Origin of the sequence: Ramlibacter lithotrophicus, assembly GCF_012184415.1 — a bacterium.
In the GTDB taxonomy this organism is placed as follows: domain Bacteria; phylum Pseudomonadota; class Gammaproteobacteria; order Burkholderiales; family Burkholderiaceae_C; genus Ramlibacter; species Ramlibacter lithotrophicus.
The window spans coordinates 89,232-113,824 of sequence record NZ_VTOX01000009.1; the positions used below are offsets into that span (position 1 = coordinate 89,232).

The 24,593-nt window shown below is 62.0% G+C and carries 13 protein-coding genes, 4 tRNA genes and 6 rRNA genes; 10 read left to right on the forward strand and 13 right to left on the reverse strand.

Annotated elements, in window-relative coordinates; genetic code table 11:
* Positions 1-21: 21 nt before the first annotated feature.
* From RAMLITH_RS20360 to RAMLITH_RS20370, 3 genes are read left to right on the forward strand one after another with little or no spacing between them, the layout of a single operon-like run.
* Positions 22-1,710 (forward strand): AMP-binding protein, encoded by a 1,689-nt coding sequence (locus RAMLITH_RS20360; RefSeq protein ID WP_168109286.1) that lies wholly within the window; start codon positions 22-24, stop codon positions 1,708-1,710.
* A 23-nt stretch (positions 1,711-1,733) separates the two neighbouring features.
* Positions 1,734-2,657 (forward strand): MBL fold metallo-hydrolase, encoded by a 924-nt coding sequence (locus tag RAMLITH_RS20365; protein WP_168109287.1) that lies wholly within the window; start codon positions 1,734-1,736, stop codon positions 2,655-2,657.
* A complete protein-coding gene (locus RAMLITH_RS20370) occupies positions 2,650-4,218 on the forward strand; it encodes a thioredoxin family protein (protein ID WP_168109288.1) in 1,569 nt (522 codons plus the stop codon). The genes RAMLITH_RS20365 and RAMLITH_RS20370 overlap by 8 nt, the downstream gene beginning before the upstream one ends.
* 62 nt (positions 4,219-4,280) lie before the next feature.
* Here RAMLITH_RS20370 and rrf (RAMLITH_RS20375) read toward each other — a convergent pair.
* The 10 genes from rrf (RAMLITH_RS20375) to RAMLITH_RS20420 all read right to left on the reverse strand — a co-directional run bounded on the left by rrf (RAMLITH_RS20375) (position 4,281) and on the right by RAMLITH_RS20420 (position 15,336).
* Positions 4,281-4,393 (reverse strand): 5S ribosomal RNA (gene rrf, locus RAMLITH_RS20375).
* A gap of 114 nt (positions 4,394-4,507) precedes the next feature.
* A 23S ribosomal RNA gene (locus RAMLITH_RS20380) occupies positions 4,508-7,384 on the reverse strand.
* 287 nt (positions 7,385-7,671) lie between these two features.
* Positions 7,672-7,747 (reverse strand) — tRNA-Ala (locus tag RAMLITH_RS20385).
* 21 nt (positions 7,748-7,768) lie between these two features.
* Positions 7,769-7,845: transfer RNA gene (locus RAMLITH_RS20390), tRNA-Ile, on the reverse strand.
* 101 nt (positions 7,846-7,946) lie between these two features.
* Positions 7,947-9,481: ribosomal RNA gene (locus RAMLITH_RS20395) — 16S ribosomal RNA — on the reverse strand.
* 654 nt (positions 9,482-10,135) lie between these two features.
* Positions 10,136-10,248, reverse strand: a 5S ribosomal RNA gene (rrf, locus tag RAMLITH_RS20400).
* 114 nt (positions 10,249-10,362) lie between these two features.
* Positions 10,363-13,239: ribosomal RNA gene (locus tag RAMLITH_RS20405) — 23S ribosomal RNA — on the reverse strand.
* A gap of 287 nt (positions 13,240-13,526) precedes the next feature.
* A tRNA-Ala gene (locus RAMLITH_RS20410) sits at positions 13,527-13,602 on the reverse strand.
* Between the two features lie 21 nt (positions 13,603-13,623).
* Positions 13,624-13,700, reverse strand: a tRNA-Ile gene (locus tag RAMLITH_RS20415).
* 101 nt (positions 13,701-13,801) lie between these two features.
* Positions 13,802-15,336 (reverse strand): 16S ribosomal RNA (locus tag RAMLITH_RS20420).
* Together the 16S, 23S and 5S rRNA genes with 4 tRNA genes alongside form the textbook arrangement of a ribosomal RNA operon.
* A 644-nt stretch (positions 15,337-15,980) precedes the next feature.
* Here RAMLITH_RS20420 and RAMLITH_RS20425 point away from each other — a divergent pair.
* The 7 genes from RAMLITH_RS20425 to RAMLITH_RS20455 all read left to right on the forward strand — a co-directional run bounded on the left by RAMLITH_RS20425 (position 15,981) and on the right by RAMLITH_RS20455 (position 22,734).
* A complete protein-coding gene (locus tag RAMLITH_RS20425) occupies positions 15,981-17,846 on the forward strand; it encodes an ATP-binding cassette domain-containing protein (RefSeq protein ID WP_168109289.1) in 1,866 nt (621 codons plus the stop codon).
* An 81-nt stretch (positions 17,847-17,927) separates the two neighbouring features.
* Positions 17,928-19,625 carry a phospholipase D-like domain-containing protein gene (locus RAMLITH_RS20430; RefSeq protein ID WP_168109290.1) on the forward strand — a complete coding sequence of 566 codons (1,698 nt, stop codon included), beginning with the start codon at positions 17,928-17,930 and terminating at the stop codon, positions 19,623-19,625.
* Between the two features lie 41 nt (positions 19,626-19,666).
* Entirely contained in the window at positions 19,667-20,524 is an 858-nt protein-coding gene (locus RAMLITH_RS20435; RefSeq protein ID WP_168109291.1) for a PhzF family phenazine biosynthesis protein, read from the forward strand.
* Positions 20,521-21,201: a VOC family protein gene (locus RAMLITH_RS20440; RefSeq protein ID WP_168109292.1), complete on the forward strand. Its 681-nt coding sequence runs from the start codon at positions 20,521-20,523 to the stop codon at positions 21,199-21,201. Before RAMLITH_RS20435 ends, RAMLITH_RS20440 begins: the two co-directional genes overlap by 4 nt.
* A 58-nt stretch (positions 21,202-21,259) precedes the next feature.
* Positions 21,260-21,931 carry a histidine phosphatase family protein gene (locus RAMLITH_RS20445; RefSeq protein WP_168109293.1) on the forward strand — a complete coding sequence of 224 codons (672 nt, stop codon included), beginning with the start codon at positions 21,260-21,262 and terminating at the stop codon, positions 21,929-21,931.
* 42 nt (positions 21,932-21,973) lie between these two features.
* Positions 21,974-22,342 (forward strand): thioredoxin family protein, encoded by a 369-nt coding sequence (locus RAMLITH_RS20450; protein WP_168109294.1) that lies wholly within the window; start codon positions 21,974-21,976, stop codon positions 22,340-22,342.
* A 152-nt stretch (positions 22,343-22,494) separates the two neighbouring features.
* Positions 22,495-22,734: a KGG domain-containing protein gene (locus tag RAMLITH_RS20455; RefSeq protein ID WP_168109295.1), complete on the forward strand. Its 240-nt coding sequence runs from the start codon at positions 22,495-22,497 to the stop codon at positions 22,732-22,734.
* 153 nt (positions 22,735-22,887) lie between these two features.
* On the opposite strand, the gene RAMLITH_RS20460 is transcribed toward RAMLITH_RS20455, so the two are convergent.
* The 3 genes from RAMLITH_RS20460 to RAMLITH_RS20470 all read right to left on the reverse strand — a co-directional run bounded on the left by RAMLITH_RS20460 (position 22,888) and on the right by RAMLITH_RS20470 (position 24,576).
* Positions 22,888-23,061: a hypothetical protein gene (locus RAMLITH_RS20460; protein WP_168109296.1), complete on the reverse strand. Its 174-nt coding sequence runs from the start codon at positions 23,059-23,061 to the stop codon at positions 22,888-22,890.
* 115 nt (positions 23,062-23,176) lie between these two features.
* Positions 23,177-23,617 (reverse strand): CBS domain-containing protein, encoded by a 441-nt coding sequence (locus RAMLITH_RS20465; RefSeq protein ID WP_168109297.1) that lies wholly within the window; start codon positions 23,615-23,617, stop codon positions 23,177-23,179.
* Positions 23,618-23,760: 143 nt separating this feature from the next.
* Positions 23,761-24,576: a creatininase family protein gene (locus tag RAMLITH_RS20470; protein WP_168109298.1), complete on the reverse strand. Its 816-nt coding sequence runs from the start codon at positions 24,574-24,576 to the stop codon at positions 23,761-23,763.
* Positions 24,577-24,593: the final 17 nt, after the last annotated feature.

Below are 24,593 nucleotides of genomic sequence, written 5' to 3' on the forward strand. Positions count from 1 at the left end.
GCCACAAGGAGAAGCGGCTGCATGGAAAAGATCTGGCTCAAGAGCTATCCCGACGGCGTGCCTGCGACAGTCGAACCGGACCAGTACCGGTCGCTGACGCAGCTGCTGGAGGAGTCGTTCCGCAAGAACGCCGCACGGCCGCATTCCGTGTGCATGGAGCGCTGGATGACGTACCAGCAGCTCGACGAGCTCTCGGGCGCGCTGGGCGCGTGGCTGCAGGACGCGGGGCTGGAGCCGGGGGCGCGCGTCGCGATCATGTTGCCGACCATCCCGCAGTTCGCCGTCACGATGTCCGCCGTGCTGCGGGCCGGCTACACCTGCGTCAACGTCAATCCGCTGTACACGGCGCGTGAGCTGGAGCACCAGCTGCGCGACTCCGGCGCGACCGCGATCGTCATCCTGGAGAACTTCGCCAGGACGCTCGAAGACGTGATCGAGCACACCCAGGTGAAGCACGTCGTGCTCGCCTCCATGGGCGACCTCCTGGGCTTCTGGTACGGCCGCTGGATCACGTTCGCGGTCCGCCATCTCGCCAAGATGGTGCCCGCGTTCAAGCTTCCGCTGACCGGGGGCCGGCAGGTGACCACCTTCCGGCGCGCGCTCAAGCAAGGCGCCGGCATGACGCTGCGGGCGACGCCGCAAACCCTCGATTCGCTGGCGTTCCTGCAGTACACGGGCGGCACCACTGGCCTCTCGAAAGGCGCCGAGCTGACGCACGGCAACGTGGTCGCCGCGATCCTGCAGGCCGAGGCGTGGTTCACGCCGGCGCTGAAACGCATCGCAGATCCATCCCGCACCAACAGCATCGCCGCCCTGCCCCTGTACCACATCTTTGCCCTGACGCTGTGCTTCCTCGGCATCCGGTGGGGGTCGCACATGACGCTCATCCCCAACCCGCGCGACTTCGGCAAGTTCATCGAAGTGCTCAAGAAGCGCCCGTTCCATCTGTTTCCCGCCGTGAACACCTTGTTCAACGCGCTGCTGCAGCACCCCCAGTTCAAGTCGGTGGACTTCTCGCAGCTGGCCCTGTCCCAGGCGGGCGGCATGGCCGCGTCCGAAGGCACCGCACGCGAATGGCAGCGGGTGACGGGCTGCCCCATGGTGGAGGGCTGGGGCATGAGCGAAACCTGCGCGATCGGCACCAACAACATCGTCACCAGCCGGGAGTTCACCGGCACGATCGGCCTGCCGCTGCCGGGCATCGACATCGCGATCAAGAACGACGACGGGGCCGACCTGCCGCTCGGTGAGCCGGGGGAGATCTGCATCCGCGGGCCGAACGTGATGCGCGCCTACTACAACCAGCCCGAGGAAACGGCCAAGGCATTCACCGGCGACGGCTTCATGCGCACCGGCGACATCGGGACCATGGACGGGCAGGGCTACATCAGGATCGTGGACCGCAAGAAGGACATGATCAACGTGAGCGGCTTCAACGTGTATCCCAACGAACTCGAGAACGTGGTCTCGCTGTGCCCGGGGGTGGTGGAGTGCGCGGTGATCGGCGTCGCCGACGAGAAGCAGGGCGAGGCCGTGAAGCTGTTCGTCGTGAAGAACGACCCGACGCTGTCGGAAGAGGACGTCGCCAGGTTCTGCCGCGAGAACCTTACCGGCTACAAGGTGCCCAAGTACATCGAGTTCCGCGACGAGCTGCCCAAGACCAACGTCGGCAAGATCCTGAGACGCGAGTTGCGGACGGCCAGGCATTGAGCGGGTTGTGGCACGCTTCGGGGATGGCACAACCGCATGCGCTGCCGGCCGGCATCACCGTCTTCGAACGGGGCTGGCTGTCGGCCAACAACATCCTGTTCCATGGCAGCGGCCCGTCAGCGCTGGTGGACAGCGGATACGCGACGCATGCGTCGCAGACGGTCGCGCTGGTGAGGCAAGCGCTTGGCGAGCGGCCGCTGGACCTGCTGCTCAATACCCACCTGCACAGCGACCATTGCGGCGGCAACGCGGCGCTGCAGGCGCAGTACCCGGACGTCGTCACCTGTATACCGCCGGGACTCGCCGGGCGGGTGCACGACTGGGACCCGGTCGCGTTGACCTACGAACCGACGGGGCAGCACTGCCCGCGATTCCGGATGGACCGCCTGCTCGAGCCCGGCACCGAGCTCGCGCTGGGCGATCGCGCGTGGCAAGTGCACGGGGCTCCCGGCCATGACCAGCACTCGGTCGTGCTGTTCGAGCCGCAGCGACGCATCCTGATTTCGGCGGACGCTCTGTGGTCCAACGGCTTTGGCGTCGTCTTCCAGGAGCTGGAGGGCGAGCAGGCCTTCGAGGAAGTCGGCGCCACGCTGGATCTGATCGAGGCGCTGCAGCCGCGCCTGGTCATACCGGGCCATGGCGGCCTGTTCACGGATGTCACTGCTGCCTTGGAAGCGGCGCGGCGCCGGCTGCGGGCGTTCAGGGACGATCCGGTGCGACACGCCGGGCACGCCGCCAAGGTGCTGCTCAAGTTCAAGCTGCTGGAATTGCAGCGGGTTCGCTACGCGGATCTGGAGCGCTGGGCCCTGGGTACCGTGTATTTCCCGCTCATCCTGGAGCGGCACTTTCCCGGCCAGGAGCCGGCAGCGTGGTTCCGCGGATTGGTGGATGATCTGATCGCCGCGAAAGCGGCCGCTCTGGTGAATGGGGAGTTGATCAATGCGTGATGGCGTGGGACCTTCGATCGCGATCCGGCGCTGCGCGCTGGCGGCAGTGCTGGCCTTGGCGTGCGGGGCCGCCCCGGGCGCCCCGCCGGCGGCGGCGCCTGGCGGTATTGCCTGGCACGCGGCTGCTTCCGACGCCGAGGTCGACCGGGCGTTCGCCGCGGCTCGCGCTGCCGGCAAGCCGGTGTTCCTGTACTGGGCCGCCGTGTGGTGCCCGCCGTGCAACCAGGTGAAAGCCACCTTGTTCTCGCGTCCGGACTTCGTCGAGCGCTCCCGCGCGTTCGTTCCGGTCTACGTCGACGGCGACAAACCGGGCGCGCAGAAGGTAGCCGCTCGCTTCAAGGTGCAGGGGTATCCGACGATGATTCTCTTCAAGCCCGACGGCACGGAGATCACCCGTCTGCCGGGCGAGGTCGATCCCGAGCGCTACCTGATCGCGTTGAGCGCCGCGCTCGAGGCGCAGGTGCCGGTGCGGGAACTGGTGGCGCGCGCGCTCGCCGGCAAGACCATCGAGCCCCAGCAGTGGCGGCTGCTGGCGTTCTACTCCTGGGACACCGACCAGGAGCAGGTGGTCGCCCAGAAGGAACTGGCCTCGCGCCTGGATGAACTGGCCGCGAAAGCGCCGACGGCACTACCGGAAGTGCGCCAGCGACTGGCATTGAAGTCGCTGGCGTTGCGCTCCCAGTCCGGGACCGTCAACACAGGCGTGGTCGACGCCGGACGGCGGTTGGTCGACCAGGTGCTCCAGGATCCGTCCAGCGTGGCACTGCACGCGGACGTCCTCACCGCCTACGCCGGCAGCGCAGTGCGCTGGCTGGCCCCGGCCGGCGAGGAGCGGCGCGAGCTGGCGACACGCTGGGATGCCGCCCTCGTGAAGCTGCTCGCCGGCGCCGCGCAGCTGTCGAAGGCGAGCCGCATCGACGCGCTGGATGCCAGGGTGGCGCTATGGAAGCTGATCGGTGGCGCCGACGACCTCGCGCCGCAGCAGCGCGCCCAGGTGCTCACCGAAGTGGCGCGCATCGTCGCCGGCACCACCGACCGGTACGAGCGCCAGGCCGTGGTGCCCGCCGCCGCGCACGTGCTGCGGGAGGCGGGGCTCATCGACGAGTCGGACGAGGTACTGAAGGCGGAGCTGCCACGTGCGGTGGCGCCTTACTACCATATGCTAGGTCTGGCCGGCAACGCGAAGAAGCGCAAGGACGCGGCGGCAGCGCTGCACTGGTACGAGCAGGCGTGGCGCCGGTCGGAAGGTCCGGCGACGCGCCTGCAGTGGGGCGCCAATTACCTCGGCAATCTGATCGAGCTCGCCCCGGGCGACGTCGCTCGCATCGAGAAGACGGCCAAGGGCCTGATCGGCGAATTGCAGCCCAAAGCCGAGACCTTTTACGAGCGCAACCAGCGCGCACTGGCGCGGATCTCGGCCAGGCTGCAGCAGTGGCAGGGACAGGATCCGGAACGGCGCCGCGCGGTCACCCGGATCCGGCAGCAGCTCGCGAGCACGTGCGCCAAGCTGCCGGCCAAGGATGCAGGCCGAGCCAATTGCACCAGCCTCCTGGCAGCCTGATTTTCGGCGTCGCAAAGACAAAAGCCCCTGCGCTTACGCGAGGGGCTTTTGGGGCTGTAGAAGCCTGACGATGTCCTACTTTCACACGGGAATCCGCACTATCATCGGCGCAGAGGCGTTTCACTGTCCTGTTCGGGATGGGAAGGAGTGGGACCACCTCGCTATGGTCATCAGGCATAACTTGTTGCCATCCAGATTTGTGGTCTGGACGACCAATTCATAGAGCAAATCAGCTTGAATTCTTGTATTGCGTCTTGGCATAACATCTTGATCTGACGATCAAAGTTATAGGGTCAAGCCGCACGAGCAATTAGTATCGGTTAGCTCAACGCATTGCTGCGCTTCCACACCCGACCTATCAACGTCCTGGTCTTGAACGACTCTTCAGGGGGCTCGAGGCCCCGGCAGATCTCATCTTGGAACGAGTTTCCCGCTTAGATGCTTTCAGCGGTTATCTCTTCCGCACTTAGCTACTCGGCAATGCCACTGGCGTGACAACCGATACACCAGAGGTGCGTCCACTCCGGTCCTCTCGTACTAGGAGCAGGCTTCCTCAAATCTGCAGCGCCCACGGAAGATAGGGACCAAACTGTCTCACGACGTTTTAAACCCAGCTCACGTACCTCTTTAAATGGCGAACAGCCATACCCTTGGGACCGGCTACAGCCCCAGGATGAGATGAGCCGACATCGAGGTGCCAAACACCGCCGTCGATATGAACTCTTGGGCGGTATCAGCCTGTTATCCCCAGAGTACCTTTTATCCGTTGAGCGATGGCCCTTCCATACAGAACCACCGGATCACTATGTCCTGCTTTCGCATCTGCTCGACTTGTCAGTCTCGCAGTTAAGCACGCTTATGCCATTGCACTATCGTCACGATGTCCGACCGTAACTAGCGTACCTTCGAACTCCTCCGTTACGCTTTGGGAGGAGACCGCCCCAGTCAAACTGCCTACCATGCACTGTCCCCGATCCAGATAATGGACCTAGATTAGAACCTCAAACCCAACAGGGTGGTATTTCAACGTTGGCTCCATGCGATCTAGCGACCGCACTTCAAAGCCTCCCACCTATCCTACACAGTTCCGATCAAAGTCCAATACAAAGCTACAGTAAAGGTTCATGGGGTCTTTCCGCCTTTCCGCCGGGAGATTGCATCATCACAAACATTTCAACTTCGCTGAGTCTCAGGAGGAGACAGTGTGGCCATCGTTACGCCATTCGTGCAGGTCGGAACTTACCCGACAAGGAATTTCGCTACCTTAGGACCGTTATAGTTACGGCCGCCGTTTACTGGGACTTCAATCAAGAGCTTGCACCCCATCATTTAATCTTCCAGCACCGGGCAGGCGTCACTCCCTATACGTCCACTTTCGTGTTTGCAGAGAGCTGTGTTTTTATTAAACAGTCGCAGCCACCGATTTTTTGCAACCCCATTGGGCTCCATCCGCGAGGGACTTCACCTACTAAGGGCACACCTTCTTCCGAAGTTACGGTGTCAATTTGCCGAGTTCCTTCTCCTGAGTTCTCTCAAGCGCCTTAGAATACTCATCTCGCGCACCAGTGTCGGTTTGCGGTACGGTCGTGTGTAGCTGAAGCTTAGTGGCTTTTCCTGGAAGCAGGGTATCACTCACTTCGGCGGCAAGCCGCCTCGTTATCACCCCTCATCTCAGCCCGGCGGATTTACCTACCAGGCACGACTACAGGCTTGAACCGGGACATCCAACACCCGGATGAGCTAACCTTCTTCGTCCCCACATCGCACTACACATCGGTACAGGAATATTGACCTGTTTCCCATCAGCTACGCATCTCTGCCTCACCTTAGGGGCCGACTCACTCTACGCCGATGAACGTTGCGTAGAAAACCTTGCGCTTACGGCGAGCGGGCTTTTCACCCGCTTTAACGCTACTCATGTCAGCATTCGCACTTCTGATACCTCCAGCAGCCTTTACAAGCCACCTTCACAGGCTTACAGAACGCTCTCCTACCACGTGCACTTGCGTGCACATCCGCAGCTTCGGTAACTGGCTTAGCCCCGTTACATCTTCCGCGCAGGACGACTCGATCAGTGAGCTATTACGCTTTCTTTAAATGATGGCTGCTTCTAAGCCAACATCCTGACTGTTTTAGCCTTCCCACTTCGTTTCCCACTTAGCCAATTTTAGGGACCTTAGCTGGCGGTCTGGGTTGTTTCCCTCTTGAGTCCGGACGTTAGCACCCGGTGCTCTGTCTCCCAAGCTCTACTCTTCGGTATTCGGAGTTTGCATTGGTTTGGTAAGTCGCCATGACCCCCTAGCCAAAACAGTGCTCTACCCCCGAAGGTAATACTTGAGGCACTACCTAAATAGTTTTCGGAGAGAACCAGCTATTTCCAAGTTTGTTTAGCCTTTCACCCCTATCCACAGCTCATCCGCTAGTTTTGCAACACTAGTCGGTTCGGACCTCCAGTACCTGTTACGGCACCTTCATCCTGGCCATGGATAGATCACTTGGTTTCGGGTCTACACCCAGCGACTGAATCGCCCTGTTCGGACTCGGTTTCCCTACGCCTTCCCTACTCGGTTAAGCTTGCCACTGAATGTAAGTCGCTGACCCATTATACAAAAGGTACGCCGTCACCCTTGCGGGCTCCGACTTTTTGTAAGCATGCGGTTTCAGGATCTATTTCACTCCCCTCCCGGGGTTCTTTTCGCCTTTCCCTCACGGTACTAGTTCACTATCGGTCGATGATGAGTATTTAGCCTTGGAGGATGGTCCCCCCATCTTCAGACAGGATTTCACGTGTCCCGCCCTACTTGTCGCTAGCTCAGTACCACACCAGTCTTTTCACGTACGGGGCTATCACCCGCTGTGGCCAGCTTTTCCAAGCTGTTCCGTTAAGTCTGGTGCTATCACTAGCAGGCTCTTCCGATTTCGCTCGCCACTACTTTCGGAATCTCGGTTGATGTCTTTTCCTCGAGCTACTGAGATGTTTCAGTTCACCCGGTTCGCCTCGCATGACTATGTATTCATCATGCGATACCTTTCGGTGGGTTTCCCCATTCGGAAATCTCCGGATCAAAGCTTATTTGCCAGCTCCCCGAAGCTTATCGCAGGCTATCACGTCCTTCGTCGCCTATCATCGCCAAGGCATCCACCACATGCTCTTATTCACTTGACCCTATAACTTTGACCTCTCTCACGAGAGTTCTCGGTCCATCAAGGAATTGCGAGGTCTTTCACCTCGCGCGTTATGCCGTCTTCAAACGAATTGCTCCGTTGAAGTTCATTTGACGCAATCAAAAATTCATGTTGCTCGCGGCACGGTGGATCCGAAGACCCTTTCCGCGAGCAACGCTGATTCGACTCTATGAATTGTTAAAGAACAGCCGATTGATCGAACAATGTCGATCAACAACAAAACAGCCTCTTGCCGAAGCCGCTTTGGTGTTGAACTGAAGAAAGGTTTGGTGGAGGATGACGGGATCGAACCGACGACCCCCTGCTTGCAAAGCAGGTGCTCTCCCAGCTGAGCTAATCCCCCGGGCTTGCCTCGCTAGGAGGATGGTGGGTCTGGTTGGTCTCGAACCAACGACCCCCGCCTTATCAAGACGGTGCTCTAACCAACTGAGCTACAGACCCGAGCCGGTCGCTTTATGACCAGGCGCGAACCCGGGCCGTTGGCGACAACCTTCCAACAACCGATAAGTGTGAGCGTTCAAATTGGATTGCTTTATTTCCAGAAAGGAGGTGATCCAGCCGCACCTTCCGATACGGCTACCTTGTTACGACTTCACCCCAGTCACGAACCCTGCCGTGGTAATCGCCCTCCTTGCGGTTAGGCTAACTACTTCTGGCAGAACCCGCTCCCATGGTGTGACGGGCGGTGTGTACAAGACCCGGGAACGTATTCACCGTGACATTCTGATCCACGATTACTAGCGATTCCGACTTCACGCAGTCGAGTTGCAGACTGCGATCCGGACTACGACCGGTTTTATGGGATTGGCTCCCCCTCGCGGGTTGGCAGCCCTTTGTACCGGCCATTGTATGACGTGTGTAGCCCCACCTATAAGGGCCATGAGGACTTGACGTCATCCCCACCTTCCTCCGGTTTGTCACCGGCAGTCTCATTAGAGTGCCCAACTAAATGTAGCAACTAATGACAAGGGTTGCGCTCGTTGCGGGACTTAACCCAACATCTCACGACACGAGCTGACGACAGCCATGCAGCACCTGTGTTACGGTTCTCTTTCGAGCACTTCCACATCTCTGCGGAATTCCGTACATGTCAAAGGTGGGTAAGGTTTTTCGCGTTGCATCGAATTAAACCACATCATCCACCGCTTGTGCGGGTCCCCGTCAATTCCTTTGAGTTTCAACCTTGCGGCCGTACTCCCCAGGCGGTCAACTTCACGCGTTAGCTTCGTTACTGATCCAGTGAAGGACCAACAACCAGTTGACATCGTTTAGGGCGTGGACTACCAGGGTATCTAATCCTGTTTGCTCCCCACGCTTTCGTGCATGAGCGTCAGTGCAGGCCCAGGGGATTGCCTTCGCCATCGGTGTTCCTCCGCATATCTACGCATTTCACTGCTACACGCGGAATTCCATCCCCCTCTGCCGCACTCCAGCGATGCAGTCACAAATGCAGTTCCCAGGTTGAGCCCGGGGATTTCACATCTGTCTTACATCACCGCCTGCGCACGCTTTACGCCCAGTAATTCCGATTAACGCTCGCACCCTACGTATTACCGCGGCTGCTGGCACGTAGTTAGCCGGTGCTTATTCTTACGGTACCGTCATGAGCCCCAGGTATTAACCAGAGCCTTTTCGTTCCGTACAAAAGCAGTTTACAACCCGAAGGCCTTCATCCTGCACGCGGAATGGCTGGATCAGGCTTGCGCCCATTGTCCAAAATTCCCCACTGCTGCCTCCCGTAGGAGTCTGGGCCGTGTCTCAGTCCCAGTGTGGCTGGTCGTCCTCTCAGACCAGCTACAGATCGCAGGCTTGGTGAGCCTTTACCCCACCAACTACCTAATCTGCCATCGGCCGCTCCAATCGCGCGAGGTCTTGCGATCCCCCGCTTTCATCCGTAGATCGTATGCGGTATTAGCACAGCTTTCGCTGCGTTATCCCCCACGACTGGGCACGTTCCGATGTATTACTCACCCGTTCGCCACTCGCCACCAGGGTTGCCCCCGTGCTGCCGTTCGACTTGCATGTGTAAAGCATTCCGCCAGCGTTCAATCTGAGCCAGGATCAAACTCTTCAGTTCGATCTTGATTTGTTGCCTCTCTCGAGGCCACTCATTTGGAATCGACAAGGCGCTCCCATTGCTGGAAGCTTCTTGTCTATCTATGAGCGTTTAAAGGTCTTGCGACCTTGTTCCGAAGAACTTGGCAATCGCCTTCAAACGCCCACGCTTATCGGCTGTATGTTGTTAACGAACCTTGCGGCAGCCACTCGACTTTGCGTCTCGTTTTGCCTGCCTCGCTGCGATCAGCGAAGCCTTGAATTATGACAGTTTTTGATAAGTCCTGTCAAACTTGAGGGTTTCTACTGATTTGCCTTCGACCGTTTTCGGCTAGCGCCGCGGTTGGCTGCTCGTCAGCAGAGCCTTGTATTCTATACCAGTTTTCGCTTGCCGGTCAATACTTGACCAAACTTGCGGGCCTCACTGGCTGCCCGCGACCCCTCCGACGCGCCCGGCCGCGCAACGGCCAGGCCGCTCGCGTGGACCGCGCGCCGCCAGTACAGCTGGCCTTGGCGATCCGCCGGACACCGCCGCCGGCGAACCGGCAGCCATTCACGTCGCCTGCCTGAACCGCGCACAGCTGGTGGGCTGCGATCCGGGTGCTCGACATTGAGGTGTCTACACTAAAAGACAAAAGCCCCTGCGCTTACGCGAGGGGCTTTTGGGGCTGTAGAAGCCTGACGATGTCCTACTTTCACACGGGAATCCGCACTATCATCGGCGCAGAGGCGTTTCACTGTCCTGTTCGGGATGGGAAGGAGTGGGACCACCTCGCTATGGTCATCAGGCATAACTTGTTGCCATCCAGATTTGTGGTCTGGACGACCAATTCATAGAGCAAATCAGCTTGAATTCTTGTATTGCGTCTTGGCATAACATCTTGATCTGACGATCAAAGTTATAGGGTCAAGCCGCACGAGCAATTAGTATCGGTTAGCTCAACGCATTGCTGCGCTTCCACACCCGACCTATCAACGTCCTGGTCTTGAACGACTCTTCAGGGGGCTCGAGGCCCCGGCAGATCTCATCTTGGAACGAGTTTCCCGCTTAGATGCTTTCAGCGGTTATCTCTTCCGCACTTAGCTACTCGGCAATGCCACTGGCGTGACAACCGATACACCAGAGGTGCGTCCACTCCGGTCCTCTCGTACTAGGAGCAGGCTTCCTCAAATCTGCAGCGCCCACGGAAGATAGGGACCAAACTGTCTCACGACGTTTTAAACCCAGCTCACGTACCTCTTTAAATGGCGAACAGCCATACCCTTGGGACCGGCTACAGCCCCAGGATGAGATGAGCCGACATCGAGGTGCCAAACACCGCCGTCGATATGAACTCTTGGGCGGTATCAGCCTGTTATCCCCAGAGTACCTTTTATCCGTTGAGCGATGGCCCTTCCATACAGAACCACCGGATCACTATGTCCTGCTTTCGCATCTGCTCGACTTGTCAGTCTCGCAGTTAAGCACGCTTATGCCATTGCACTATCGTCACGATGTCCGACCGTAACTAGCGTACCTTCGAACTCCTCCGTTACGCTTTGGGAGGAGACCGCCCCAGTCAAACTGCCTACCATGCACTGTCCCCGATCCAGATAATGGACCTAGGTTAGAACCTCAAACGCACCAGGGTGGTATTTCAACGTTGGCTCCATGCGATCTAGCGACCGCACTTCAAAGCCTCCCACCTATCCTACACAGATCCGTTCAAAGTCCAATACAAAGCTACAGTAAAGGTTCATGGGGTCTTTCCGTCTTTCCGCGGGGAGATTGCATCATCACAAACATTTCAACTTCGCTGAGTCTCAGGAGGAGACAGTGTGGCCATCGTTACGCCATTCGTGCAGGTCGGAACTTACCCGACAAGGAATTTCGCTACCTTAGGACCGTTATAGTTACGGCCGCCGTTTACTGGGACTTCAATCAAGAGCTTGCACCCCATCATTTAATCTTCCAGCACCGGGCAGGCGTCACTCCCTATACGTCCACTTTCGTGTTTGCAGAGAGCTGTGTTTTTATTAAACAGTCGCAGCCACCGATTTTTTGCAACCCCATTGGGCTCCATCCGCGAGGGACTTCACCTACTAAGGGCACACCTTCTTCCGAAGTTACGGTGTCAATTTGCCGAGTTCCTTCTCCTGAGTTCTCTCAAGCGCCTTAGAATACTCATCTCGCGCACCAGTGTCGGTTTGCGGTACGGTCGTGTGTAGCTGAAGCTTAGTGGCTTTTCCTGGAAGCAGGGTATCACTCACTTCGGCGGCAAGCCGCCTCGTTATCACCCCTCATCTCAGCCCGGCGGATTTACCTACCAGGCACGACTACAGGCTTGAACCGGGACATCCAACACCCGGATGAGCTAACCTTCTTCGTCCCCACATCGCACTACACATCGGTACAGGAATATTGACCTGTTTCCCATCAGCTACGCATCTCTGCCTCACCTTAGGGGCCGACTCACTCTACGCCGATGAACGTTGCGTAGAAAACCTTGCGCTTACGGCGAGCGGGCTTTTCACCCGCTTTAACGCTACTCATGTCAGCATTCGCACTTCTGATACCTCCAGCAGCCTTTACAAGCCACCTTCACAGGCTTACAGAACGCTCTCCTACCACGTGCACTTGCGTGCACATCCGCAGCTTCGGTAACTGGCTTAGCCCCGTTACATCTTCCGCGCAGGACGACTCGATCAGTGAGCTATTACGCTTTCTTTAAATGATGGCTGCTTCTAAGCCAACATCCTGACTGTTTTAGCCTTCCCACTTCGTTTCCCACTTAGCCAATTTTAGGGACCTTAGCTGGCGGTCTGGGTTGTTTCCCTCTTGAGTCCGGACGTTAGCACCCGGTGCTCTGTCTCCCAAGCTCTACTCTTCGGTATTCGGAGTTTGCATTGGTTTGGTAAGTCGCCATGACCCCCTAGCCAAAACAGTGCTCTACCCCCGAAGGTAATACTTGAGGCACTACCTAAATAGTTTTCGGAGAGAACCAGCTATTTCCAAGTTTGTTTAGCCTTTCACCCCTATCCACAGCTCATCCGCTAGTTTTGCAACACTAGTCGGTTCGGACCTCCAGTACCTGTTACGGCACCTTCATCCTGGCCATGGATAGATCACTTGGTTTCGGGTCTACACCCAGCGACTGAATCGCCCTGTTCGGACTCGGTTTCCCTACGCCTTCCCTACTCGGTTAAGCTTGCCACTGAATGTAAGTCGCTGACCCATTATACAAAAGGTACGCCGTCACCCTTGCGGGCTCCGACTTTTTGTAAGCATGCGGTTTCAGGATCTATTTCACTCCCCTCCCGGGGTTCTTTTCGCCTTTCCCTCACGGTACTAGTTCACTATCGGTCGATGATGAGTATTTAGCCTTGGAGGATGGTCCCCCCATCTTCAGACAGGATTTCACGTGTCCCGCCCTACTTGTCGCTAGCTCAGTACCACACCAGTCTTTTCACGTACGGGGCTATCACCCGCTGTGGCCAGCTTTTCCAAGCTGTTCCGTTAAGTCTGGTGCTATCACTAGCAGGCTCTTCCGATTTCGCTCGCCACTACTTTCGGAATCTCGGTTGATGTCTTTTCCTCGAGCTACTGAGATGTTTCAGTTCACCCGGTTCGCCTCGCATGACTATGTATTCATCATGCGATACCTTTCGGTGGGTTTCCCCATTCGGAAATCTCCGGATCAAAGCTTATTTGCCAGCTCCCCGAAGCTTATCGCAGGCTATCACGTCCTTCGTCGCCTATCATCGCCAAGGCATCCACCACATGCTCTTATTCACTTGACCCTATAACTTTGACCTCTCTCACGAGAGTTCTCGGTCCATCAAGGAATTGCGAGGTCTTTCACCTCGCGCGTTATGCCGTCTTCAAACGAATTGCTCCGTTGAAGTTCATTTGACGCAATCAAAAATTCATGTTGCTCGCGGCACGGTGGATCCGAAGACCCTTTCCGCGAGCAACGCTGATTCGACTCTATGAATTGTTAAAGAACAGCCGATTGATCGAACAATGTCGATCAACAACAAAACAGCCTCTTGCCGAAGCCGCTTTGGTGTTGAACTGAAGAAAGGTTTGGTGGAGGATGACGGGATCGAACCGACGACCCCCTGCTTGCAAAGCAGGTGCTCTCCCAGCTGAGCTAATCCCCCGGGCTTGCCTCGCTAGGAGGATGGTGGGTCTGGTTGGTCTCGAACCAACGACCCCCGCCTTATCAAGACGGTGCTCTAACCAACTGAGCTACAGACCCGAGCCGGTCGCTTTATGACCAGGCGCGAACCCGGGCCGTTGGCGACAACCTTCCAACAACCGATAAGTGTGAGCGTTCAAATTGGATTGCTTTATTTCCAGAAAGGAGGTGATCCAGCCGCACCTTCCGATACGGCTACCTTGTTACGACTTCACCCCAGTCACGAACCCTGCCGTGGTAATCGCCCTCCTTGCGGTTAGGCTAACTACTTCTGGCAGAACCCGCTCCCATGGTGTGACGGGCGGTGTGTACAAGACCCGGGAACGTATTCACCGTGACATTCTGATCCACGATTACTAGCGATTCCGACTTCACGCAGTCGAGTTGCAGACTGCGATCCGGACTACGACCGGTTTTATGGGATTGGCTCCCCCTCGCGGGTTGGCAGCCCTTTGTACCGGCCATTGTATGACGTGTGTAGCCCCACCTATAAGGGCCATGAGGACTTGACGTCATCCCCACCTTCCTCCGGTTTGTCACCGGCAGTCTCATTAGAGTGCCCAACTAAATGTAGCAACTAATGACAAGGGTTGCGCTCGTTGCGGGACTTAACCCAACATCTCACGACACGAGCTGACGACAGCCATGCAGCACCTGTGTTACGGTTCTCTTTCGAGCACTTCCACATCTCTGCGGAATTCCGTACATGTCAAAGGTGGGTAAGGTTTTTCGCGTTGCATCGAATTAAACCACATCATCCACCGCTTGTGCGGGTCCCCGTCAATTCCTTTGAGTTTCAACCTTGCGGCCGTACTCCCCAGGCGGTCAACTTCACGCGTTAGCTTCGTTACTGATCCAGTGAAGGACCAACAACCAGTTGACATCGTTTAGGGCGTGGACTACCAGGGTATCTAATCCTGTTTGCTCCCCACGCTTTCGTGCATGAGCGTCAGTGCAGGCCCAGGGGATTGCCTTCGCCATCGGTGTTCCTCCGCATATCTACGCATTTCACTGCTACACGCGGAATTCCATCCCCCTCTGCCGCACTCCAGCGATGCAGTCACAAATGCAGTTCCCAGGTTGAGCCCGGGGATTTCACATCTGTCTTACATCACCGCCTGCGCACGCTTTACGCCCAGTAATTCCGATTAACGCTCGCACCCTACGTATTACCGCGGCTGCTGGCACGTAGTTAGCCGGTGCTTATTCTTACGGTACCGTCATGAGCCCCAGGTATTAACCAGAGCCTTTTCGTTCCGTACAAAAGCAGTTTACAACCCGAAGGCCTTCATCCTGCACGCGGAATGGCTGGATCAGGCTTGCGCCCATTGTCCAAAATTCCCCACTGCTGCCTCCCGTAGGAGTCTGGGCCGTGTCTCAGTCCCAGTGTGGCTGGTCGTCCTCTCAGACCAGCTACAGATCGCAGGCTTGGTGAGCCTTTACCCCACCAACTACCTAATCTGCCATCGGCCGCTCCAATCGCGCGAGGTCTTGCGATCCCCCGCTTTCATCCGTAGATCGTATGCGGTATTAGCACAGCTTTCGCTGCGTTATCCCCCACGACTGGGCACGTTCCGATGTATTACTCACCCGTTCGCCACTCGCCACCAGGGTTGCCCCCGTGCTGCCGTTCGACTTGCATGTGTAAAGCATTCCGCCAGCGTTCAATCTGAGCCAGGATCAAACTCTTCAGTTCGATCTTGATTTGTTGCCTCTCTCGAGGCCACTCATTTGGAATCGACAAGGCGCTCCCATTGCTGGAAGCTTCTTGTCTATCTATGAGCGTTTAAAGGTCTTGCGACCTTGTTCCGAAGAACTTGGCAATCGCCTTCAAACGCCCACGCTTATCGGCTGTATGTTGTTAACGAACCTTGCGGCAGCCACTCGACTTTGCGTCTCGTTTTGCCTGCCTCGCTGCGATCAGCGAAGCCTTGAATTATGACAGTTTTTGATAAGTCCTGTCAAACTTGAGGGTTTCTACTGATTTTCTTCAACTGCCTTGTCGACTAGCGACTCGGCGGCTGCGTTCATCAGCAGAGCCATCGACTATAGCACGCTATTTCCGGCATTGCCAAGCCCATCCGAAACTTTTTTGGAGCGCCTGCGCCAGCTTGCCTGCCACACGGCCTGCCGAGGGACCTCGGCTCTTCATGAAGATCGGCCCTCTCTGAGCGCGGGCGGCGCAGCGAAGTTCCGGAACCCCCGCGAAAAGACGAGCGCCACTCTTTGAAGGCTCGTCCCGAGCCGCGCTCGCCGGATCTGGCGCGCCAGTGCCCCGCTGCCGCGCCAGCTGCGAAGAGCCCGCGCCCGTCCGCGGCTGCCGGGATAATCCGCGGCTCCATGGCCGTCATCACACTCCTCAACGCCCAGCTGGCCTACGGGCACGTGCCGCTGCTCGATCACACCGATTTCGCCCTCGAAGCCGGCGAGCGGGTCGGCCTGATCGGCCGCAACGGCGCCGGCAAGTCGTCGCTGCTCAAGATCCTTGCCGGCCTCGAGCGGGCCGACGATGGCATCCTGCAGGTCCAGCAAGGGCTGCGCATCGCCTACGTGCCGCAGGAGCCGACCCTCGATCCGGCGCACTCGGTGTGGCACGCGGTGCGGGCGGCGGTCGCCGACGTCACGGCCCTGATCGACCACTACACGCACGGCGACGGCGACCTCGACCGCCTGCAGAGCCAGATCGAGGCGCACGACGGCTGGAACCTGGAGCAGCGCATCAGCGAGACAGTGCACCGCCTGCACCTCGATGGCGACGCCGTGATCGGCACCTTGTCGGGCGGCAACAGGAAGCGCGTCGCACTCGCGCAGGCGCTGGTGCGCCGTCCCGACGTGCTCCTGCTCGACGAGCCCACCAACCACCTGGACCTCGATTCGATCGAGTGGCTGGAAGACCTGCTGACCGGCTTCAAGGGCAGCCTGGTGACCATCACGCACGATCGCGTGTTCCTGGACCGGGTCGCGACCCGGATCGTCGAACTCGATCGCGGCCAGTTGCGGTCCTTCCCCGGCAATTTCAGCCGGTACCAGGCCCAGAAGGAGGAACAACTCGCCCAGGAAGCGGTGATCGCCGCCAAGGCCGACAAGCTGCTGGCCCAGGAAGAGGTGTGGATCCGCAAGGGGGTCGAGGCGCGGCGCACGCGCGCCCAGGGTCGCATCACGCGGCTGCAGCGGCTGCGCGCTCAGCGCGCGGCGCGCCGGGAGGCGTTGGGGAGCGTGCGCATGGGCGTGGCGGCTGGCTTGCCGAGCGGCAAGATCGTCGCGGAACTCGCCGACGTGGGCAAATCGTTCGGCGACAAGGTGGTCGTGCGCGACTTCTCGGCCACCATCCTGCGTGGCGACAAGGTCGGGCTGATGGGTCCCAATGGCGCGGGCAAGACGACCCTGCTGAAACTGATCCTGGGCGAGCTCCAGCCCGACCGCGGCAGGATCCGCCAGGGCGCGAACCTGCAGGTCGCCTACTTCGACCAGATGCGCGAGGCGCTCGACCTCGATGCCACGCTGGAGGACTTCATCAGCCCCGGCAGCGAGTGGATCGAAATCGGCAACCAGCGCAAGCACGTCAAGAGCTACCTGGGCGACTTCCTCTTTTCGCCGGCGCGCTCGAATTCGCCGGTGCGGTCGCTGTCCGGCGGCGAACGCAACCGGCTCCTGCTGGCGCGCCTGTTCGCGCGCCCGGCCAACGTCCTGGTGCTCGACGAGCCCACCAACGACCTCGACATCGACACCCTCGAGCTGCTGGAGGACCTGCTCCAGAACTACGACGGCACGGTGTTCCTCGTCAGCCACGACCGCGCTTTCCTCGACAACGTGGTCACCAGCACCATCGTCTTCGAAGGCGACGGCCACTGGCGCGAGTACGAAGGCGGGGTCGAGGACTGGCTGACCCAATCGCGCCGGGCGCAAGCGCTGGCCGCAACCGCCAGCGCGCCGCCCGCCATCGCTCCGGCAGCACGGAGCAGCGCCGCCCCGACCGGTCCGGGCAAGCGCAAGCTGAGCTACAAGGAGCAGCGCGAGCTCGAAGCGCTGCCGGCGCTGATCGATGCGCTGGAACGCGAGCAGCGCGAGATCAACGAAGCGCTGGCGGATGGGCGCATGTACGGCGAAGACCCCGAGCGCGCCGTGCAATTCGCCGCGCGGGTCGCCGCCATCGAGGATGAGCTCATGGTGGCACTGGAGCGCTGGGAGGCCCTCGGCGCCGTATAGCGTTTGTCCGGCAGCAAGAGGCGCCCACCGCTGACCTTTCCCGACCCCGGCCACCACGGCCGGGCAGTACAGTGGCTCGACATGAGCGCGACCACCTCTTCCGGCCCCTCGCGTGCACGGCCGCACTTCTGGCAGGCGGCGTGGCGCTTCGTGGTCGCCGTGGCGCTCGCCACGTCCGCCGCCGGCTGCGCAAGCCTGCCGAGCAACACCGGCCGCACCGCGTCGACCGCCTTCGCGGCCCCGCAGCAGACCGCGCTCGGCCGGCTGGTGCAGGAGCGGCGGGCACGGGAGGCCGCTCGGCACCAGTCGGGCTTTCACCTTCTGGACAGCGTGGACGCCGCCTTCACCAGCCGCCTGGCGCTGATCGCCGCCGCGCAGCGCAGTCTGGACCTGCAGTACTACGCCATTCATGCCGATGCCAGCACCGAAACGCTGTTGCAGGCGCTGCGCGACGCGGCCAGGCGCGGAGTGCGCATCCGCATCCTGCTCGACGACTTCAATACGGTGGGTGACGACGCCCAGGTGCTGCGCCTCGCCTTCGAACCGAACGTCGACATCCGCCTGTTCAACCCCCTCACCGGCTCGCGCAGCTCGCTGGTAGGCCGCCTGTTCACGTCGCTGCACGATTTCGGGCGCATCCAGAAGCGGATGCACAACAAGCTCTTCATCGCCGACAACGCCATGGGCATCACCGGGGGGCGCAACCTTGGCGACGCCTACTTCGGCAGCGGTGACAAGAGCAACTTCGTCGACCTCGACGTGCTCGCGGCCGGCACGATCGTGCGCGACATGTCCGCCAGCTTCGACCGGTACTGGAACGACGAACTCGCCTATCCGGTCCAGTCGCTGCTGTCCGCCCAGGACCTCGAGCGGCTGCGCCAGCGCCCTCCCGATGGCGGCGCTCCGGGCGGCGCTCAGCCCCCGGGCGTCGTTCCCGTTGCGGCAGCGCTCGAGCCGAGCCTGACCGCGTCGATCCTGCCCGGCGTCACTCCCACCGGGGTCGTCACGGCCGCGCCGCAGCCGATGGACCTGGCCCGCGTCCGGCTGGTCTGGGCTCCCGCCGTGCTGCTGGTGGACGAACCGGGAAAGATCGGGCCCGACGACGACGAGGTCGACGCCGGGGAGACCGTCATCGACGGCCTCCTGCAGTTGATGCAGCAAGCGCGGCAGGACATCCTGATCGTGTCGCCGTATTTCGTGCCGGGCGCGGCGATGATGGAAGTATTCGGGCGGCTGCGAGCCAAGGGCGTCCGCATCCGGGTGCTGACCAACTCGCTGGCCTCCAACGACGCGCCGGCGGCGCATGCCGGCTATGCGCGCTATCGGGAGCGGCTGCTCCAGCAAGGGGTGGAGCTGTACGAGATGCGGGCGACCCAGGAGGGCGATGTCGCCGGTCTGGGCTCGACCCCGGGCCTGGGCTCTGGCGGGGGCGGCTCGAAAAGCGGCGTCTCGCGGGCCAGCCTGCACTCCAAGGCCGTGATCCTGGACCAGCGGCTGGCGGTGATCGGCTCGATGAACCTCGACCTGCGTTCCCAGCGCAAGAACAGCGAGGTGGCCTTGCTGATCCGCAGCCGCACCCTTTCCCGCGAAGCCGCGCGCCAGGTCGATGCGATGGTCGCGCAGGGCGCGTACCGGGTGCGGCTGGAGGGCGGACGGCTGGACTGGCAGGCCCCGCCCGGCGCCTCGTTCCCGAGCGCGCGCAGCGAGCCCGATGCCAGCCTTCGGTTGCGCCTCCTGGTGCGGCTGATTGCCCCCTTGGCTCCCGACGAGATGCTGTAGGGTTCGCACGGCGCCGCCCGGCAGCGGCTACAGTGCGCGCCATGAACCAATCCGCGTCGCGTCCCTTCAAGCAGGTCGATGTCTTCACCGCGGTGCCGTACCGCGGCAACCCGGTGGCGGTGGTGCTCGAGGGCAGCGGCCTGTCGGACGAGCAGATGCAGCGCTTCGCGCGCTGGACCAACCTTTCCGAAACGACCTTCCTGCTGCCGCCGCAGTCGGACCGGGCCGATTACCGCGTGCGCATCTTTACACCCGGCGGCGAACTCCCCTTCGCCGGCCATCCGACCATCGGCAGTTGCCACGCCTGGCTCGAGGCCGGCGGGAAACCGCGCACCGCGGGCGTCATCGTTCAGGAGTGCCAGGTCGGCCTCGTGCCGCTGCGGCGCAGTGGCGCTCGCCTGGCTTTCGAGGCGCCGCCGCTGCGGCGCGGCGAGCCGGATGCCGCGCTGCTGGCCCGGTTGCTGCCGGCGCTCGGGTTGCAGCGGCAGGAGGTGCTGGCCGCGCAGACGCTGGACAACGGGCCGGTCTGGCTCGGTCTCCTCGTCGACCAACCCGCCACGGTGCTGCGGCTCGCGCCCGATCACGCGCAACTGGAGCGGCTGGGCCAGAAGGTCGGTGTGGCGGCAGCCTGCCCAGACGCGCCGGCTGGCAGCCCGCAACTGGAAGTGCGCGGATTCGCGGCGCCGATCGGCGTTCCCGAGGACCCGGTCACCGGCAGCCTCAACGCCAGCCTCGCGCAATGGCTGATGGCGGACGGCCGCATGCCCGCCCGCTACCTCGCGGCGCAAGGCGCGCGCCTCGACCGCGCCGGACGCGTCCACCTGGAGCGGGACGAGCAGGGGCAGGTGTGGGTCGGAGGCGACGCCGTCACCTGCATCGGCGGGAACGTGACGCTGTGAGACCCGCGTCGGTCGTCGACCACCTCGTGGTCGCCGCCGCCACCCTCGAGCAGGGGGTGCAGTGGTGCGAGGCGACGTTCGGCATCACGCCGGCGGCCGGCGGCTCGCATCCGCTGATGGGCACCCACAACCGGCTGGTCCGCCTCGGCGGCCAGCAGTATTCGCGCTGCTACCTGGAGATCATCGCCATCGATCCCGCTGCGCCAGCGCCGGCGACCGCCCGCTGGTTCGACCTCGACCAGCCCGCGCTCCAGGCCGCCGTGCAGCGGCAGCCGAGGCTCGTGCACTTCGTCGCCCGCTGCAACGACGCCGAGACCGCTGCCGTGGCGCTGCGCGACCGGGGACTCGATCCCGGCGGCCTGGTTCGCGCCGGGCGCCAGACGGCCAGCGGACGGCTGGAATGGGACATCACGATCCGCGCCGACGGGCAGCGCCTGTGCCACGGCACGCTCCCGGCCCTGATCCAGTGGCGCGGCGCCCATCCCACCGACACCATGCCCGAGTCGGCACTGGAGCTGCTGGGCCTCACGGCACGCCATCCGCGCGTGCAGGAGGTCCAGGCAGCGCACGCGGCCATCGGCCTGCAAGGCGTCGGGGTGCGCGAAGGCGAGGCCGACCTCGTGGCCACCTTCGCGGCACCGGCCGGGCGCGTCGTCCTGCACGCCGCCGGCGCCTGAAACAGCTCCGTCGCACCGGCGACTGAATGCGGCGTGCACCGCCGCCAGAATGCCGCCGATGGGAACCCTCTATCTCGTTCGCCATGGCCAGGCCTCCTTCGGCGCCGACGACTACGACCAGCTGAGCGACCTCGGGCGCCGGCAGAGCCTGCGCCTTGGCGAGTACTTCGCGCAGAAGGGCGTGCGCTTCGACGGGCTGATCGCGGGGACGCTGCGCCGCCACAAGCAGACCATGGCCGCCATCCTGGAAGGGATGAACCATGCCGGCGAGCACCTCGACTGGGACGGGCTGAACGAGTACGACAGTGCCGCCGTCATCGCAGCGATCCACCCGCACGCGCTCGAGAAGCCGGACTCGCCGGAGCGTTACCGGCACCACTTCCGGCTGCTGCGCGACGGCCTCGCGCAGTGGATGGCCGGCGTCGTGAGCCCCAGGGGCATGCCTTCGTACGCCGACTTCTCCGCCGGCGTGGCGGGCGCGCTGGACCATGTCCGCGCCAACCACTACGGCCAGAGCGTGCTGGTCGTCACCAGCGGCGGGCCGATCTCGACCGCCGTGGGCCTGGTGCTGGGCACCAGCCCCGAGACGACGATCGAGCTGAACATGCGGATCCGCAACACCGCCATCACCGAGTTCGCGTTCAACCCCAAGCGCCACATGCTGGTGTCGTACAACGCCATCCCGCACCTGGAACATCCCGACTTCGCGCATTGGGTCACCTACACCTGACGCCGGGCGGGCGCGCGTGGGGCGCTTGCTACACTGGCTGCGATGGAAGTGAATGCCGATCCCGCCAGCGGACACTGGGTGATCTGCCTGTGCGCGGAATGGTGCGGCGTCTGCCGCGAGTGGCGAGCCGTCTTCGACCGGGCCGCCAGTGAACATCCGCAGGCGCGCTTTGCCTGGATCGACGTGGAAGACGAAGCGGCGGCGATGGGCGACGTCGATGTCGAGACCTTCCCCACCGTGCTGGTCGCCGCGGCCGGGCGACCGGCGTTCTTCGGGCCGGTGCTGCCGTCCGCGGCCGGCTTCCAGCGCCTGCTCGCGAGCGTGACGGCGCCCGGCGCCGCCTCCACCGGCATCACGCCGGAGGTCGCCGGACTGTTTCAGCGCCTCGTCACGGTGCTACGAAACTCATAGCAACAAGGGGTAACGGCGCAAGGCCCCGTCCTACACATCCCGCCTTGGCTTCCTGACGAGCGGCGCGATGCGGCCAACGCTCAATCACGCCATGGCTGGCCGCGGGCCCGTCATGCATTTCCACTCCACCTTTCTGTCAGGAGATCAGTACCATGGCATCCAACAATCAAGGCAACCAGGGCAGCAGCGGCAAGTCGAACCGCGGCTTCGCGTCGATGGACCCGCAGCGCCAGCGCGAAATCGCCAGCGAAGGCGGTCGCGCCGCCCACGAGAAGGGCACCGCGCACGAGTTCACGTCCGAAGAAGCGCGCGAGGCCGGCCGCAAGGGCGGGCAGGCTCGCAGCCAGGCCAATCGCAACAAGAACTCCGAAGGTTCGCGCAGCAGCAGCTGATCACGCGCGCAGGCAGGGGCCGCGAGCTCCGCGCAAAGACAAAGGGGCGTCCAGGACGCCCCTTTTTCGTGCCGTCGCGGCGTCCTGTCCTACGACCTCACGCGGCAAAGATGGACAAGCCCTGCGCAGCGAGCACGCCTGCGGGCGGCCCGCTCACCATTCGCCCGTGAGCCGGACGCGCTGGTCGAGATCGGGCGGCACTTCGCAGGCGGGGAGCGGCGGCTGCGGCGACGGCAACGCGAGCGCGTCGTCGGGCGGCGGCACGGGCCGTGCCACAGGCGCCGGTCCCCGGGGTGCGGCGGGCTGGATGGCGGCTGAGAATCGCATGCACGGCTCCTTTCCTGCACCGAGTGTAGGAAGCGGAACGTGACGGGAATGTGTCCACCGTCACAATGCGTGCGAAACAGTGCGGTCGAGTAGGAGGCGCGCAACAACGCGCCGGTCACGAGCGGTCGGGCTCGGCCGGCGTGGAGATTTCGCTGAGCGACTCCGCGACCTCGTCTTCGTCCTCGACGCCCTTGGCCGCGATGTCGCCCAGGGTGATGATCCCCACCAGCTGCTGCTGGCCGTCCACCACCGGCATCCGGCGGATCTGGGTGTCGGCCATCTCGCTCAGGACCTGGTCCACGTCGTCGTCCTCCCTGGCGCAGCGCACGTTGGTGCTCATCACGTCGGCCAGCTTCAGGGTCTTGGGATCCTGCGCCTGCGCCAGCCCGCGCACGACGATGTCGCGGTCGGTCACCATCCCGACCAGTTTCTGGCCGTCGCACACCGGGATCACGCCCACGTTCAGCTCGTCCATCGCCTGCGCCGCCCGGACCACGGTGTCCGAGGGGGCCATCGTCCGCACGCCGCGGGTCATCACGTCTGCCACAGTTGTCATTTCGCGCTCCTTGCTGGTTGGGGCCGGCTGGTGCCGGGATGGACCCAATCTAGCGCGCACCCGGGCTGCCGTTGTCGGTTCCCTCGCAAGCTCGCGTAGGACGCAGGCTATGCGAGGAGCTCGCGCCGCAGCGGCCCCCCGCCTCAGGAATGCGCGTCGTCGACCAGCGTGGACAGGGGCAGGCTGGAGATCTCCACCAGCAGTGCGGCGAGCTTGGCGCCGGCGGCGGCCAGGACAGCCTGTCCTTTCTGCGCCGTGGCGGCGGCGGCATTGCCTGCCGCGCCGTGGGTGTTGTAGTCCTGCATCTGCCAGCCCAGCTTGGCGCTGTGGCCGTTGCCCAGGACCGGGTATTGCGCGGCACGCTGCTGCGCCGAAGACTTGAAGTCGCGCGCGTGTTCCATGTGCACGTGCGCGGGCTCCAGCGCCAGCAGCATGGACGTCTCGATCTCGCCCGCGTGCACGCCGAAGCGGTGCTCTTCGGGCGGGAACAGGCCGGTGACGGCATCGCCGAGCGGCAGGTTCCACCAGCTGCAGCTGTAGACGATAGTCTTGCACCGCGCCCGCAGTTCGCGCGCCACGATGTCCATCAGGCTCACCTGCCCGCCGTGGGCGTTGAGCAGCAGCAGTTTGCGCACCCCCGCGCGCGCCACGCATTCGCCGACCTCCGTCCACAGGGCGATCAGCGTCGCGGCCGACACCGTCAGCGTGCCGTCGAACCGCGCATGCTCGGGGCTGTAGCCGACCTGCTGCGTCGGGAGGACCAGCACCGGCAGGCCTGGCGGCAGGTGCGGCAATGCGGCCTGGACGATCCCATCCACCAGCACCTGGTCGACGCCCAGCGGCAGGTGCGGTCCGTGCTGCTCGGTCGCCCCCAGTGGCAGCACGGCGACCGTGCGGGCCGGGTCGAGCCCGGCAAAGTCGCGCGTGCTCAGCTCGGCCCAGAAACGCGATGTGCTCATGCCCCCGATGGTAGTGC